General features: G+C 60.6%; 12 protein-coding genes. 10 read left to right on the top strand and 2 right to left on the bottom strand.

Annotated elements, in window-relative coordinates:
- Position 1 precedes the first annotated feature (1 nt).
- Positions 2-1,039: an ABC transporter ATP-binding protein gene (locus BZL43_RS07520; protein WP_095631718.1), complete on the bottom strand. Its 1,038-nt coding sequence runs from the start codon at positions 1,037-1,039 to the stop codon at positions 2-4.
- Positions 1,040-1,203: 164 nt separating this feature from the next.
- Positions 1,204-2,355, bottom strand: a complete 1,152-nt coding sequence (gene ydcS / locus BZL43_RS07515; protein WP_095631717.1) for a putative ABC transporter substrate-binding protein YdcS — start codon at positions 2,353-2,355, stop codon at positions 1,204-1,206.
- A gap of 324 nt (positions 2,356-2,679) precedes the next feature.
- Between ydcS and BZL43_RS07510 the strand changes: the two genes are divergently transcribed.
- From BZL43_RS07510 to lysS, 10 genes are all read left to right on the top strand, one after another.
- Positions 2,680-3,402, top strand: coding sequence for a tellurite resistance TerB family protein (locus BZL43_RS07510; protein WP_095631716.1), 723 nt, complete (start codon positions 2,680-2,682; stop codon positions 3,400-3,402).
- Between the two features lie 270 nt (positions 3,403-3,672).
- Complete coding sequence (locus BZL43_RS07505; RefSeq protein ID WP_095631715.1) at positions 3,673-5,295, top strand: methyl-accepting chemotaxis protein; 1,623 nt, start codon at positions 3,673-3,675, stop codon at positions 5,293-5,295.
- On the top strand, positions 5,295-5,831 hold the full coding sequence (locus tag BZL43_RS07500) for a chemotaxis protein CheW (protein WP_095631714.1): 537 nt from the start codon (positions 5,295-5,297) through the stop codon (positions 5,829-5,831). The genes BZL43_RS07505 and BZL43_RS07500 overlap by 1 nt, the downstream gene beginning before the upstream one ends.
- A complete protein-coding gene (locus BZL43_RS07495; protein WP_095631713.1) occupies positions 5,828-7,111 on the top strand; it encodes a protein-glutamate O-methyltransferase CheR in 1,284 nt (427 codons plus the stop codon). The genes BZL43_RS07500 and BZL43_RS07495 overlap by 4 nt, the downstream gene beginning before the upstream one ends.
- Positions 7,108-7,791, top strand: coding sequence for a chemotaxis protein CheW (locus BZL43_RS07490; RefSeq protein ID WP_095631712.1), 684 nt, complete (start codon positions 7,108-7,110; stop codon positions 7,789-7,791). Before BZL43_RS07495 ends, BZL43_RS07490 begins: the two co-directional genes overlap by 4 nt.
- A complete protein-coding gene (locus BZL43_RS07485) occupies positions 7,788-10,076 on the top strand; it encodes a hybrid sensor histidine kinase/response regulator (protein WP_095631711.1) in 2,289 nt (762 codons plus the stop codon). The genes BZL43_RS07490 and BZL43_RS07485 overlap by 4 nt, the downstream gene beginning before the upstream one ends.
- Complete coding sequence (locus BZL43_RS07480; protein WP_095631710.1) at positions 10,073-11,083, top strand: chemotaxis response regulator protein-glutamate methylesterase; 1,011 nt, start codon at positions 10,073-10,075, stop codon at positions 11,081-11,083. Before BZL43_RS07485 ends, BZL43_RS07480 begins: the two co-directional genes overlap by 4 nt.
- A gap of 48 nt (positions 11,084-11,131) precedes the next feature.
- On the top strand, positions 11,132-12,133 hold the full coding sequence (locus BZL43_RS07475; protein ID WP_095631709.1) for a PleD family two-component system response regulator: 1,002 nt from the start codon (positions 11,132-11,134) through the stop codon (positions 12,131-12,133).
- Positions 12,134-12,370: 237 nt separating this feature from the next.
- Positions 12,371-13,466 (top strand): peptide chain release factor 2 gene (gene prfB / locus BZL43_RS07470; RefSeq protein WP_143517837.1). Its coding sequence is split into 2 segments (ribosomal slippage): positions 12,371-12,442 and positions 12,444-13,466, totalling 1,095 coding nucleotides; the frame shifts between segments, so codons are not numbered across the junction.
- Positions 13,467-13,568: 102 nt separating this feature from the next.
- The gene (gene lysS, locus BZL43_RS07465) at positions 13,569-15,071 is read left to right on the top strand and encodes a lysine--tRNA ligase (RefSeq protein WP_007897652.1); all 1,503 of its coding nucleotides are present in this window, start codon (positions 13,569-13,571) and stop codon (positions 15,069-15,071) included.
- Positions 15,072-15,092 lie beyond the last annotated feature (21 nt).

Below are 15,092 nucleotides of genomic sequence, written 5' to 3'. Positions count from 1 at the left end.
CTCACCCCCCGCCCACAATATGGTCGTGCAGCGGGATCATCGCCTCGCGTGCCCAACGAGCGCTGATGCGTTGCCCGGTCTGATGGTGCGTGCTGACATCCAGCCACTGAACGTTGGCCTGGCTGATGTTCAACGTCTGGCCGTTTTCCAGTTTCAGTTCATAGCGGGTGGCGCTGCCCTGGTACTGGATGTCGTGCAGCAGGCCACTGACTTCGATTTCATGGCTGGCCAGCGGGCCTTCGGCAAAACGCACGTGTTCGGGGCGGATCGAAAACGGCTGTGGATTGCCGCTCAACTGCCGGGCCAGATCGCCGCGAATCACATTGGAAGTGCCAACGAATTCGGCGACAAAGGTAGTCGCCGGCTTCATGTAGAGATGGCGCGGCGTGTCGACCTGTTCGATGCGGCCCTTGTTGAACACCGCCACGCGGTCGGACATCGACAGCGCTTCGGTCTGGTCGTGGGTAACGAAGATGAAGGTGATACCGAGCTGGCGTTGCAGCTTCTTCAGCTCGCCTTGCATTTGCTCGCGCAGTTTCAGGTCGAGGGCGCCCAAGGGCTCGTCGAGCAACAACACCCGTGGGCGATTGACCAACGCACGGGCCAGGGCCACTCGCTGGCGCTGACCGCCAGAGAGTTGCACCGGTTTGCGCTCGCCGTAGCCGCCGAGGGCGACCATGTCGAGGGCTTCTTCGGCACGTTTCTGACGTTCGGACTTGCCGACACCTTTGACTTTCAAACCGTAGGCGACGTTGTCGAGCACGTTCATGTGCGGGAACAGTGCGTAGTCCTGGAACACAGTGTTCACGTCACGCTGATACGGCGGTAAGCCCGCAGCTTCGGCACCGTGAATACGGATGGAGCCCGTGCTCGGCTGCTCGAAACCGGCGATCAGGCGCAGGCAAGTGGTTTTGCCCGAGCCGGAGGGGCCCAGCATGGAAAAGAACTCGCCGTCCTGGATATCGATAGACACCCGGTCAACGGCCTTCACCTCGCCGAACAGCCGGGAAACGTTGGTGAACTGGACTGCAAGCGTCATGGTGCGGTGCTCCGAGAAGGCGCGCTTTGCGTTAAAAGATGATGATCATTCCCACGCTCCGCATGGGGATGCAGCCCGTGACGCTCTGCGTCAGCTCTGCGCGAATGGACGCGGAGCGTCCATTGATGCATTCCCACGCAGAGCGTGGGAATGATCAGTTGGTGTTAGCGACCCCCCATAATCGCAATGTAATCCTGGGTCCAGCGGCTATAAGGCACGTACTTGCCACCTTCAGCCTGCGGAGTTTTCCAGAAGGCGATTTTGTCGAACTGGTCAAAACCGTTGGTCTTGCAACCCTCGGCGCCCAGCAGTTCACTGGCCTTGCACGCCGCCGGAACCGCCGGCAATGAGCCGAACCAGGCAGACACATCGCCCTGGACCTTCGGCGTGAGCGACCAGTCCATCCACTTGTACGCGCAGTTCGGGTGCTTGGCCTCGGCATGCAGCATGGTGGTGTCGGCCCACCCGGTGGCGCCTTCTTTCGGGACGGTCGATGCGACGGGCTGCTTCTCGTTCATCAGGCCATTGACCTGATAGGGCCAGGAACTGGAGGCCACCACGCCTTCGTTCTTGAAGTCACTCATCTGCACGGTGGTGTCGTGCCAGTAGCGATGGATCAACTTTTGCTGGGCGCGCAGCAGGTCGAGAACGGCCTTGTACTGTTTTTCGTCAAGCAGGTATGGATCCGTGATGCCCAATTCCGGCTTGGCGGTTTTCAGGTACAGCGCCGCGTCGGCGATGTAGATCGGGCCGTCATACGCTTGCACGCGGCCCTTGTTGGTTTTGCCATCGGGCAGCGTCTGCTCTTCGAACAGTACCCCCCAACTGCCAGGTGGCTGCGTGAACACCTTGGTGTTGTACATCAGCACGTTCGGGCCCCATTGATAGGGAGCGCCGTAAGTCTGGTTGTCGACCACATACCACGGCGCATCCTTGAGGCGCGGATCGAGATTTTTCCAGTTGGGAATCAACGCGGTGTTGATCGGCTGCACACGTTTGCCGGCGATCAGGCGCAAGGACGCGTCGCCGGATGCCGTCACCAGGTCGTAACCGCCCTTGGCCATCAGGCTGACCATCTCATCGGACGTGCCGGCCGTCTTGACGTTGACCTTACAGCCGGTTTCTTTCTCGAAACCGGTCACCCAGTCGTAGGCCTTGTCGGTTTCGCCCCGTTCGATATAGCCAGGCCAGGCGATGATATCCAACTGACCTTCGCCGGCACCGACCGCTTTCAGCGGTTCGGCGGCCTGCAGGCTGGCGCTGGCCAGCAGTGCTGTGGTGATTGCACTGAGCAGTGCGGTCTTGTGCACAAGCATGGTGGACCCTCTTCTTTAAATTATGGTCGGGGCAGTGTTGAACGGGGTGATGGGCCGGCAGTGGCCTGTTATTAGCTTAGTGCGCTTTGTGAGAGGCAGATTGGCCAGGCCCTCTTATGGATTTATCCAGCCTAGTGCGCGGTTCCACGGTCGACAAATCTCAACGGCTGCATTCGATGAAATAGTCTGCGTGAGGGGCGCTCCAGCCGGTTCACCTAAATGTGAGCAACATCTGGAAGCACTCTCATGGAGGGATGTCGGGCACTTTCGATCTAGGCTGAGGGCCTTAAGATCCGGTTAACCCGAATTCGTGGAGGCAGCAAAATGAACACTCGTGGATTGCTCGATCAACTACTCAAATCCGGTCAGGATCTGTTGCAGAACAAGGCCGGTGGTACCCGGAACAAAGCGTCCAGCGGTGGTTTGGGCGATTTGCTGGGAGGCTCCAGTGGTTCGAGTGGCCTCGGCAGTGTGCTCTCCGGCGCCGGCGGCGGTGCGCTGGCGGCTGGCGCCATGGGCCTGTTGCTCGGCAACAAGAAGGTGCGCAAGGTCGGCGGCAAAGTGGCTATTTACGGCGGTCTTGCGGCATTGGGCGTGATTGCCTACAAGGCTTATGGCAACTGGCAGGCCCAGCAGGGCGCCGCAGCCACAACGGAGCCGCAAACGATCGACCGCTTGCCCGCGACCCAGGTCGAGCAACACAGTCAGGCGATCCTCAAGGCACTGGTGGCCGCAGCCAAGGCCGATGGTCATGTCGATGAACGTGAACGTGAATTGATCGAAGGCGAGTTCCGCAAACTCGACAACGATCAGGAACTGCAACACTGGCTGCACGCTGAACTCAACAAGCCGCTGGACCCGACCGACGTCGCCCGTGCAGCGAGTACGCCGGAAATGGCGGCTGAGATGTACATCGCCAGTGTGATGCTGGTGGACGAAGAAAACTTCATGGAGAAGTCCTACCTCGATGAACTGGCGCGGCAATTGAAGCTGGAGCCGGGGTTGAAGGCCGAGCTGGAAAAGCAGGTGCGGCAGGCTTCGGTGTAAGTCTTCAGACCGTCTTCGCGGGCAAGCCTCGCTCCTACAGTGAATGGTCGAATATGCAATTGTCATTCGACGCGGTCTCTGTAGGAGCGAGGCTTGCCCGCGAAGGCATTTTCAGCCACACCGCATCTCCCAATGACCCAACCCACAGTCCATATCTGCCGAACCCCGGCTTTTTGTCGGCGGCATGAAAAGCTGCGCTCAGCGTTTGATAAATGAAACACCAGCCTCGGCTATACTCCCCCGCAATTCGAACCGCACCGAGGACTGACTGTGAAGAACTGGACGTTGCGCCAACGCATTTTGGCGAGCTTTGCGGTGATTATCGCGATCATGCTGTTGATGGTTGTGGTGTCCTTTTCTCGGCTGATGAAGATCGACGCCAGTGCAGAAAAGGTCCGTACCGATGCGGTTCCCGGGGTGTATTTCAGTTCGATGATGCGCGGTGCCTGGGTCGACAGTTATAACCTGACCCAGCAAATTGTCGGTCTCTCCGGACGTCGCGAAATAACACCCGCCGACCACGCCATGTTCAAGAGCTTTGAAGAGCGCTTGAGCGAGCAGATGGTCAATTACCGCAAGACCATTTTCACTCCCCAGGATCAGGCCGCGTTCGATGAATTCGAAGCGCGTCATCAGCTGTTCAATCAAGAGATGACCAACGTCCTCGACCTTTATCAGCGTAAAGAGTACGAGCCCGCGCGTCTTGCCCTTGAACAGAAGCTCACGCCGGCCTGGGTCAATGGGCGCAAGCAGTTGAACACCCTTATCGAGGTGAATCACGACGCGGCTGACAGAGCCACGCTGGCCATCGGCGACGCGGTGACCGCCGCCAAAATCACCATGGGCGTCTCCCTGCTGGTGGCTGTCATCGTCGCCGGCCTCTGCGGTCTATTGCTGATGCGCGCGATCATGGCGCCGATGAGTCGCATCGTGAATATCCTCGACATCATGCGCAGCGGCGATCTCAGCAGCCGTTTGAGTCTTGATCGCAAGGACGAGTTCGGCGCGGTGGAGACCGGCTTCAACGATATGATGACCGAGCTCACTTCGCTGGTGTCCCAGGCACAACGCTCATCGGTGCAGGTCACCACGTCGGTCACGGAAATCGCCGCGACGTCCAAGCAGCAACAGGCCACCGCCACCGAAACGGCGGCCACCACCACGGAAATCGGCGCGACATCGCGGGAAATTGCCGCCACTTCGCGGGACCTGGTGCGCACCATGACCGAAGTCTCCACCGCGGCCGATCAGGCATCAGTGCTGGCCGGTTCCGGTCAGCAAGGCCTGGCCCGCATGGAGGAAACCATGCACTCGGTAATGGGCGCGGCCGATCTGGTCAACGCCAAACTGGCGATCCTCAATGAGAAGGCCGGCAACATCAATCAGGTGGTAGTGACCATCGTCAAAGTCGCCGACCAGACCAACCTGTTGTCCCTGAATGCCGCGATCGAAGCCGAGAAGGCCGGTGAATATGGTCGCGGGTTTGCCGTGGTCGCCACCGAAGTTCGGCGCCTGGCGGACCAGACCGCTGTGGCCACCTACGACATCGAGCAGATGGTGCGCGAAATTCAGTCGGCGGTGTCGGCCGGGGTCATGGGCATGGACAAGTTTTCCGAAGAAGTGCGCCGTGGCATGTCCGAGGTGCAGCAGGTGGGCGAGCAACTGTCGCAGATCATCCATCAGGTTCAGGCACTGGCGCCACGGGTGTTGATGGTCAACGAAGGCATGCAGGCCCAGGCCACCGGCGCCGAGCAGATCAACCATGCGTTGGTGCAGTTGGGCGATGCCAGCAGCCAGACGGTCGAATCGCTGCGTCAGGCCAGTTTTGCCATCGATGAACTGAGTCAGGTGGCCGTCGGGCTGCGTGGCGGCGTTTCGCGATTCAAAGTCTGATGAGCGAGCTCGCGGTCAAGCGCGGCGCGGTGCTACCGGCGAAACAATCGTTGTTTCTGGTGTTCTGCATCGGCAACGAGCGTTACGCGTTGCAGGCCATCGAGGTGGCCGAAGTGCTGCCGCAGCTGCCATTGAAAGCGATTCCCCAGGCACCGCACTGGGTGGCGGGAGTGTTTGCCTATCGCAGCGCGGTGGTGCCGGTGATCGATCTCAGCGCCCTGACGTTCGGCCAACCGGCGCAGGCGCGCACCAGCACGCGGCTGGTGCTGGTGCACTATCGTCCGGATGAGGCGATGCCTGCGCAATTGCTCGGGCTGATTCTGGAGCAGGTCACCGACACGTTGCGCTGCAACCCGGCGGATTTTCAGCCTTATGGCCTGGATAATCGCCAGGCGCCGTACCTGGGGCCGGTGCGCGAAGATGCCCAGGGTTTATTGCAATGGGTGCGGGTTGCCGATTTGCTGGACGAACAGGTCCGCGCCTTGTTGTTTCCCTCGCCGCCGCTGGAGCTGGCGCAGTTTGAGGAGCAGGGATGAGCAGCGATCAAAGGTTTTTCGATTTCCTCAAAGAACGTATCGGCCTCGATGTGGGCTCGGTCGGCCCGGCGATCATCGAACGCGCGGTGCGCCAGCGCATCACGGCGGCTCGGGCGCGGACGGCCGATGAGTATTGGCACACCTTGCTCGGCTCGCGTGACGAACAACAGGCACTGATCGAAGCGGTAATCGTCCCCGAGACCTGGTTTTTCCGTTACCCGGAATCCTTCGCCACGCTGGCGAAACTGGCGACCAAGCGACTGGCGGCGATCAACAATATGCGCGCATTGCGCATTCTCAGCCTGCCGTGTTCCACCGGCGAAGAACCGTATTCCATCGCCATGGCATTGCTCGATGCCGGGCTGGCGCCGCACCAGTTCAAGGTCGACGGCATGGACGTCAGCCCGCTGTCGGTGGAAAAGGCCAGGCTCGCGCTGTACGGCAGGAATTCTTTTCGCGGCCAGGACATCGACTTCCGCGAGCGGCACTTCATTGCCGAAAACGACAACTATCGCCTCAGCGGGCGCGTGCTTGAACAGGTGCGCTTGCAGGTCGGCAATCTGCTGGATCCGGCCTTGCTGGTCTATGAGCCACCTTATGACTTCGTGTTCTGCCGCAATTTGCTGATCTATTTCGATCAGCCAACCCAGCAGCAAGTGTTCGAAGTGCTCAAGCGCCTGACTCACATCGACGGCGTGCTGTTTATCGGCCCGGCGGAGGGCAGTCTGCTGGGCCGTTTCGGCATGCGCTCGATTGGTATCCCGCAGTCGTTTGCCTTCAGCCGTCAAAGTGCGCCCGAACCGCTCGCGACCTTCATGCCGACGCCGCTGCCGGTGCAACAACCGGTGCGTAACGTGACACCGCCGCCCGTGCGCAGTCGGCCTTTCGTGGTGCCGACGCCTCAGTTCGCCGCCAACCCTTCGAAAACCTTCCCTTCGCAAACCCCTTCGGACGCTGCCACGCTGCTGGCGAACATCGCCGCGCTGGCCAACGAGGGGAAAAGTGCCGAGGCCCGCGCCGCGTGCGACAGTTTTTTGCGCAGTCACGAGCCGGTGGCCCAAGTGTTCTATTGGTTGGGGCTGCTCAGCGATGTTGCCGGCAGCACCCTCGAGGCTCAGGGTTTTTATCGCAAGGCGTTGTACCTCGAGCCGCAACACCCCGACGCACTGATGCACCTGGCCGCTTTGCTGCAGTCCCAGGGCGATACGGCCGGTGCCAGACGATTACAGGCCCGCGCCGCCCGCAGCGAGCGCGCCGCTGACAGTGAGCGTAAACGATGAACGTCGTCGACACCTTGAGCGTCACCCATGAAGATGCCCAGGCCATCGACGACTGCTGGAACCGCATCGGTATCCACGGCGACAAGTCCTGCCCGTTGCTGAGCGAGCACATTCATTGCCGCAATTGCTCGGTGTATTCGGCTGCCGCCACAGGTTTGCTCGACCGCTATGCGTTGCAGCAGGACGATCGCGAGCAAGTCTGCACAGTGGCCGGGATCGATGTGAAAACCCGCTCGCTGCTGATGTTTCGCCTCGGCGAAGAATGGTTGGGCCTGGCCACTCGCAGCCTGGTCGAAGTGGCGCCGCTGCAAGCGATTCACTCGTTGCCGCACCAGCGCTCCGGGGCGTTGCTCGGCGTGGCGAATGTGCGCGGGGCCTTGGTGGCGTGCCTGTCGCTGGTGGAGTTGCTGGGGCTTGATGCCACCAGTGGCGTGGCGTCGGGCGCGCGGGTGATGCCGCGGATGCTGATCATCGCTGCTCACGGCGGGCCGGTGGTAGTGCCGGTGGATGAGGTGGACGGGATTCACGCCATCGACGAGCGCATTCTCGATGCGGCATCCAGGTCCGGCGCTCAGGCCAGCGCCAGATACACCCGTGGCGTCTTGCAATTCAAAGGTCGCAGCCTGCGTTGGCTGGATGAAGAACAGCTGCTGTCCGCCGTGACCCGGAGCCTCACATGACCCCCGAGCAAATGCGTGATGCCTCTTTGCTGGAACTGTTCAGCCTCGAAGCCGAGGCCCAGACCCTGGTGCTGAGCGCAGGTCTTTTGGCGCTTGAGCGCGATCCGACCCAAGCCGATTACCTGGAGTCGTGCATGCGCGCGGCCCATTCGCTCAAGGGCGCAGCGCGGATCGTCGGTGTCGATGCCGGAGTCAGCGTTGCCCATGTGATGGAAGATTACCTGGTCAGCGCCCAGGAAGGGCGCCTGTACCTGCGGCCTGAACACATTGATGCGCTGTTGCAAGGCACCGATCTGCTGATGCGGATTGCGACGCCGGGCAACGCTCCGGCACCTGCGGATATCGACGCTTACGTCCTCTTGATGGGACGTTTGCTTGATCACATGGCGGCCACTGCGTCTATCGCGCCGCCGATGGCAGAGCTGCAGATGGAGCCGCCGACGCCCAAGGTTGAGGCACCCATGCTGGCTGCCGCCCAAGCCTCGCCGGCAGCGCCCGCCGAGCCAGCGCCCACGACTAAACGCACCACCGAAAGTGGCGAGCGCGTATTGCGCGTCACGGCCGAGCGCTTGAACAGCCTGCTTGACCTGTCGAGTAAATCCCTGGTGGAAACCCAGCGGCTCAAGCCGCACCTGGCCACCATGCAGCGCCTCAAACGCATGCAGAGCAACGGCCTGCGGGCGCTGGAAAACCTCAACGTCCATCTCAAGGACCATGCCTTGAGTCTCGAAGCCCAGGAAGCCTTGGGCGATGCCCGCCGATTGTTGGCCGAGTGTCAGCAATTGCTGGTGGAAAAAAACGCCGAGCTGGACGAGTTCGCCTGGCACGCCAGCCAGCGCGCGCAGGTGTTGTACGACACCGCGCTGGCCTGTCGCATGCGGCCCTTCGCCGACGTGCTGAGCGGGCAAGTGCGCATGGTCCGCGACCTCGGCCGTAGCCTGGGCAAACAGGTGCGACTGGAGATCGAGGGCGATAAGACCCAGGTCGACCGCGACGTACTGGAAAAACTTGAAGCGCCGCTGACGCACCTGCTGCGCAATGCGGTCGATCACGGCATCGAAACCCGGGAACAACGACTATTGGCCGGTAAACCGGAGGAAGGCCTGATCCGGTTGCGAGCGTCCCATCAGGCCGGTCTGCTGGTATTGGAACTGAGCGATGATGGCAACGGCGTCGACCTGGAAAAGCTTCGGCGCAACATCGTCGAACGGCAGTTATCCCCAGCCGAGACCGCGGCTCAGTTGAGCGAAGAGGAGCTGCTGACGTTCCTGTTTCTGCCGGGGTTCAGCCTGCGCGACTCTGTCACTGAAGTTTCCGGGCGCGGCGTCGGGCTGGATGCGGTTCAGCACATGGTTCGCCAGTTGCGCGGTGCCGTGGTGCTGGAGCAGACGGCAGGCGTGGGCAGTCGTTTTCATCTGGAAGTGCCGCTGACGCTGTCGGTGGTGCGCAGCCTGGTGGTGGAAGTCGGTGACGAGGCGTATGCCTTCCCGCTGGTGCACATCGAGCGCATGTGCGACCTGGCGCCGGAAGATATCGTGCAGGTCGAAGGCCGGCAGCACTTCTGGTACGAAGGCCGGCATGTCGGGCTGGTCGCCGCCAGCCAGCTGTTGCATCGCCCGGCGAGCCAGAACAACGCACAAACCCTCAAAGTCGTGGTCATCCGCGAGCGCGAAGCGATCTACGGTGTGGCCGTCGAGCGCTTTATCGGCGAGCGCACATTGGTGGTGCTGCCGCTGGACGAGCGCCTGGGCAAGGTGCAGGACATTTCCGCCGGGGCCTTGCTCGACGACGGCTCGGTAGTGCTGATCGTCGACGTCGAGGACATGCTGCGTTCGGTGGACAAACTGCTCAATACCGGGCGTCTGGAACGCATTGCCCGGCAAGCCAATCAGGCCGTCGAAGCGGCGCGTAAACGGATTCTGGTGGTGGACGATTCGCTGACCGTTCGTGAATTGCAGCGCAAATTGCTGCTCAATCGCGGCTATGACGTCGCGGTGGCGGTGGACGGCATGGATGGCTGGAATGCCCTGCGTTCAGAGGACTTCGATCTGCTGATCACCGACATCGACATGCCGCGCATGGACGGCATCGAACTGGTGTCCTTGGTGCGTCGCGACAACCGTCTGCAATCCCTGCCAGTGATGGTGGTGTCCTACAAGGACCGCGAAGAAGACCGTCGCCGTGGACTGGACGCCGGAGCCGACTATTATCTGGCCAAAGCCAGTTTTCATGATGACGCGTTGCTGGATGCAGTGGTTGAACTTATTGGAGGTGCGCGGGCATGAAAATCGCCATCGTCAACGACATGCCTATGGCGGTGGAGGCCTTGCGCCGCGCGTTGGCGTTCGATCCGGCGCACGAGGTGGTCTGGGTCGCCGGCAATGGAGGCGAGGCGGTGCAACGTTGCGCCGAATACACCCCGGATCTGATCCTGATGGATTTGATCATGCCGTTGATGGACGGGGTGGAAGCGACCCGGCGAATCATGGCCCAGACCCCATGCGCGATTGTCATTGTTACCGTCGACCGCGAGCAAAACGTGCACCGGGTGTTCGAAGCCATGGGCTACGGCGCGCTGGATGTGGTCGATACCCCGGCTATCGGCGGCGACAATCCTCAGGAAGCCGCCGCACCGTTGCTGCGCAAGATCATGAACATTGGCTGGCTGATCGGCGACAAGAGCAATCAGGTACGATCGGCACCGAGTTCGCACCGCCACTCCTCTTCACGCCAGCATTTGGTGGCCATCGGTTCTTCCGCCGGCGGGCCGGCGGCGCTGGAAGTACTGCTCAAAGGCCTGCCGCGAGATTTTTCTGCGGCCATCGTGCTGGTCCAGCATGTGGATCAGGTATTCGCCGCCGGCATGGCCGAATGGCTTGCCAGCGCCAGTGGCCTGGACGTGCGCCTGGCCCGGGAAGGCGAACGGCCGCAAAGCGGCGTGGTCCTGCTGGCCGGCACCAATCATCACATTCGATTGTTGAAAAACGGCACGCTCGCCTATACCGCCGAACCGGTCAACGAGATCTATCGGCCGTCGATCGATGTTTTTTTCGAGAGTGTGGCCAGTTACTGGAGCGGTGACGCGGTGGGCGTTCTGCTGACCGGTATGGGACGCGACGGCGCGCAAGGACTTAAACTCATGCGCCAGCAGGGCTACCTGACCATCGCTCAGGACCAGCAAAGCAGCGCGGTGTACGGCATGCCGAAGGCGGCCGCGAACATTGAGGCGGCAGTGGAAGTTCGCTCGCTGGACAAGATAGCGCCACGATTGCTGGAAATCTTCTCAAAATGACTATCATTAGCAGCAATCGTGGCCAAAGCAGTACTCAGGTGACCGCACATGAATGATTTACAGCTCGACGACTTCAAAACCGATGAAAACGCCGCCATGGTGTTGTTGGTGGACGATCAGGCGATGATCGGCGAGGCGGTGCGGCGTGGTTTGTCGAACGAAGAAAACATCGACTTCCATTTCTGTGCCGACCCGCACCAGGCCATTGCTCAGGCGATCCGTATCAAGCCGACCGTGATCCTTCAGGATCTGGTGATGCCTGGCCTCGACGGCCTGAGCCTGGTGCGCGAATACCGTAATCACCCGGCGACCAGGGACATTCCGATCATTGTTCTGTCGACCAAGGAAGACCCACTGATCAAGAGCGCTGCGTTTGCCGCCGGCGCCAATGATTACCTGGTCAAACTGCCGGACAACATCGAGCTGGTGGCGCGCATCCGTTATCACTCGCGTTCCTACATGACTTTGCTGCAACGTGATGCGGCGTACCGCGCGCTGCGGGTCAGCCAGCAGCAATTGCTCGACACCAACCTGGTGCTGCAACGCCTGATGAACTCCGACGGCCTGACCGGACTGTCGAACCGCCGGCATTTCGACGAATACCTGGAGCTGGAATGGCGGCGCTCGCTGCGGGACCAGACTCAATTGTCGCTGCTGATGATCGACGTCGACTACTTCAAGTCCTACAACGACAGCTTTGGCCACCTCGAAGGCGATGAAGCCTTGCGCAAAGTGGCTACGGCGATTCGCGACGCCAGCTCCAGACCTTCGGACTTGCCGGCCCGTTACGGCGGCGAAGAGTTCGTGCTCGTTTTACCCAACACCTCGCCGGGCGGTGCGCGAATGGTGGCGGAAAAACTGCGCCAGACCGTGGCCGGGTTGAAGATCCCGCACATTTTCCCGACCGAGGGCTCGAGCCTGACCATCAGCATCGGCCTGTCGACCATGATTCCGCAGCCGGGCAGCGATTGCCGGCAATTGATCTCGGCGGCAGACAAGGGGCTGTACCTGGCGAAGAACAATGGGCGCAATCAGGTGGGAATCGAGTAAAGCGTTGGACACGACGCCCCGTAGGAGCTGCCGAAGGCTGCGATCTTTTGATGTTGCTTTAAAGGCGAAGATCAAAAGATCGCAGCCTTCGGCAGCTCCTACAGTTCGCAGCGCAGCGTCTGCATGGTGTTCAGCCCCAAACCATTCGCCGCTAAAGCCGCCGGGCGGGCTGCCGTGACAGCTTGATTACGTTATACTCGCCGGCTTTCAAAAGTTCGCCAACGAGTGCTGCCCGCCATGGAAATCAACCCGATCCTTAACAGTATCAAGGACCTGTCCGAGCGCTCCGAAACTATTCGGGGGTATCTTTGACTACGATCAAAAGCATGAGCGTCTGACTGAAGTCAATCGCGAGCTTGAAGATCCGAGTGTCTGGAATAACCCGTCGTACGCTCAGGAGCTGGGCCGCGAGCGGTCGCAGCTGGCTCAGATCGTCGAAACCCTCGACGAAATGCACAGCGGTCTGGCCGATGCCAAAGACCTGCTGCTGATGTCCGCCGAAGAAGAAGACCAGGCCGCCGTCGATGACGTCGCTGCCGAAGTCGAGCGCCTGCGCGAATCCCTGGAAAAACTTGAATTCCGTCGCATGTTCAGCGGTGAGATGGACGCCAACAATGCCTACCTGGACATCCAGGCCGGCTCCGGCGGTACCGAGGCTCAGGACTGGGCCAACATCCTGCTGCGCATGTACCTGCGTTGGGCGGATAAACGCGGTTTCGACGCGACCATCATGGAACTGTCGGCCGGTGAAGTCGCCGGTATCAAAGGCGCAACCGTACACATCAAGGGCGAATACGCCTTTGGCTGGTTGCGTACCGAAATCGGCGTGCACCGTCTGGTGCGCAAGAGCCCGTTCGACTCCGGTAACCGTCGTCACACCTCGTTCTCGGCCGTGTTCGTGTCGCCGGAAATCGATGACAACATCGAAATCGACATCAACCCCGCGGACCTGCGCATCGACACCTACCGCTCCTCCGGTGCCGGTGGTCAGCACGTTAACACCACCGACTCGGCCGTACGGATTACTCACGTACCGACCAACACCGTGGTCAGCTGCCAGAACGAACGCTCCCAGCATGCGAACAAAGACACCGCGATGAAAATGTTGCGGGCGCGCTTGTACGAACAGGAAGTGCAGAAGCGCAACGCCGCTTCCCAGGCCCTGGAAGACACCAAGTCGGATATCGGCTGGGGTCATCAGATCCGTTCGTACGTGCTCGATGCCTCGCGGATCAAGGATCTGCGTACCAACATCGAACGCAGCGACTGCGACAAGGTGCTCGATGGCGACATCGACGAATACCTGGTGGCCAGCTTGAAACAAGGGCTCTAAGGCCCGCGCTGCAGGGTTGTCACCACCCTGTAGGAGCGAGGCTTGCCCGCGAACCCCGGCGAATGCCGGGGGCAACGAACCTGTGATGGAATATTTAAAGACATGAGCGACCTACAACTCGACCCGCAAGCCCTGCAACAGGAAGAAAACTCCCTGATCGCCCTGCGCAAGGAAAAGCTTGCTGCCGAGCGCGCCAAGGGCAATGCCTTCCCCAACGACTTCCGCCGCGACAATTACTGCGAAGATTTGCAGAAACAGTACGCGGACAAGACCAAGGAAGAGCTGGCAGAAGCTGCAATCCCGGTCAAGGTGGCGGGTCGCATCATGCTCAACCGTGGCTCGTTCATGGTGATTCAGGACATGACCGGTCGCATCCAGGTCTACGTCAACCGTAAAACCCTGTCCGAAGACACCCTGGCCGCGGTGAAAACCTGGGACATGGGCGATATCATTGCAGCCGAAGGCACCCTGGCGCGTTCCGGCAAAGGCGACCTGTACGTGGAAATGACCAGCGTGCGCCTGCTGACCAAATCCCTGCGCCCGCTGCCGGACAAGCACCACGGCCTGACCGACACCGAACAGCGCTACCGTCAGCGTTACGTTGACCTGATCGTCAACGAAGAGGTGCGCCAGACCTTCCGCGTGCGCTCGCAAGTGATTGCGCACATCCGCAGCTTCCTGATGAAGCGTGACTTCCTGGAAGTGGAAACGCCGATGCTGCAAACCATTCCAGGCGGCGCGGCGGCCAAACCGTTCGAGACTCACCACAACGCGCTGGACATGGAAATGTTCCTGCGTATCGCGCCTGAGCTATACCTCAAGCGCCTGGTCGTCGGTGGTTTCGAAAAAGTCTTCGAGATCAACCGCAACTTCCGTAACGAAGGCGTTTCGACGCGCCATAACCCTGAATTCACCATGTTGGAGTTCTATCAGGCTTACGCCGACTACGAAGACAACATGGACCTGACCGAGGAACTGTTCCGCGAACTGGCTCAACTGGTTCTGGGAAGCACCGATGTGCCGTACGGCGACAAAGTGTTCCACTTCGGCGAGCCGTTCGTGCGTCTGTCGGTGTTCGATTCGATCCTCAAGTACAACCCTGAGCTGACCGCTGACGACCTGAATGACATCGACAAAGCCCGTACCATCGCCAAGAAGGCCGGCGCCAAGGTGCTGGGTTTCGAAGGTTTGGGCAAATTGCAGGTGATGATTTTCGAAGAACTGGTCGAGCACAAGCTGGAACAGCCGCACTTCATCACCCAGTACCCGTTCGAAGTGTCGCCGCTGGCCCGTCGTAACGACGAGAACCCGAACGTCACTGACCGTTTCGAACTGTTCATCGGCGGCCGCGAAATCGCCAACGCCTATTCCGAGTTGAACGACGCCGAAGATCAGGCCGAGCGTTTCATGGCGCAGGTGGCCGACAAGGACGCCGGCGATGACGAAGCCATGCACTATGACGCCGACTTCGTTCGCGCGCTGGAGTACGGCATGCCGCCAACCGCCGGTGAAGGGATCGGTATCGACCGTCTGGTGATGTTGCTGACCAACTCACCGTCGATTCGCGACGTGATCCTGTTCCCGCACATGCGGCCACAAGCGTAAGTGTTTCAATTAAAAAGCCGC

Origin of the sequence: Pseudomonas sp. PICF141 (assembly GCF_002286815.1) — a bacterium.
Classification (GTDB): Bacteria; Pseudomonadota; Gammaproteobacteria; order Pseudomonadales; family Pseudomonadaceae; genus Aquipseudomonas.
This window is presented reverse-complemented; position numbering and strand designations above follow the sequence as displayed.

Bases quoted from the DNA above. Each gene is read 5' to 3' on its own strand.
- BZL43_RS07485 (WP_095631711.1), top strand. From the start codon at position 7,788: ATGACCCCCGAGCAAATGCGTGATGCCTCTTTGCTGGAACTGTTCAGC.
- BZL43_RS07475 (WP_095631709.1), top strand. From the start codon at position 11,132: ATGAATGATTTACAGCTCGACGACTTCAAAACCGATGAAAACGCCGCC.
- BZL43_RS07510 (WP_095631716.1), top strand. From the start codon at position 2,680: ATGAACACTCGTGGATTGCTCGATCAACTACTCAAATCCGGTCAGGAT.
- ydcS (WP_095631717.1), bottom strand. From the start codon at position 2,355: ATGCTTGTGCACAAGACCGCACTGCTCAGTGCAATCACCACAGCACTG.
- BZL43_RS07490 (WP_095631712.1), top strand. From the start codon at position 7,108: ATGAACGTCGTCGACACCTTGAGCGTCACCCATGAAGATGCCCAGGCC.
- BZL43_RS07500 (WP_095631714.1), top strand. From the start codon at position 5,295: ATGAGCGAGCTCGCGGTCAAGCGCGGCGCGGTGCTACCGGCGAAACAA.
- BZL43_RS07480 (WP_095631710.1), top strand. From the start codon at position 10,073: ATGAAAATCGCCATCGTCAACGACATGCCTATGGCGGTGGAGGCCTTG.
- BZL43_RS07495 (WP_095631713.1), top strand. From the start codon at position 5,828: ATGAGCAGCGATCAAAGGTTTTTCGATTTCCTCAAAGAACGTATCGGC.
- lysS (WP_007897652.1), top strand. From the start codon at position 13,569: ATGAGCGACCTACAACTCGACCCGCAAGCCCTGCAACAGGAAGAAAAC.
- BZL43_RS07520 (WP_095631718.1), bottom strand. From the start codon at position 1,039: ATGACGCTTGCAGTCCAGTTCACCAACGTTTCCCGGCTGTTCGGCGAG.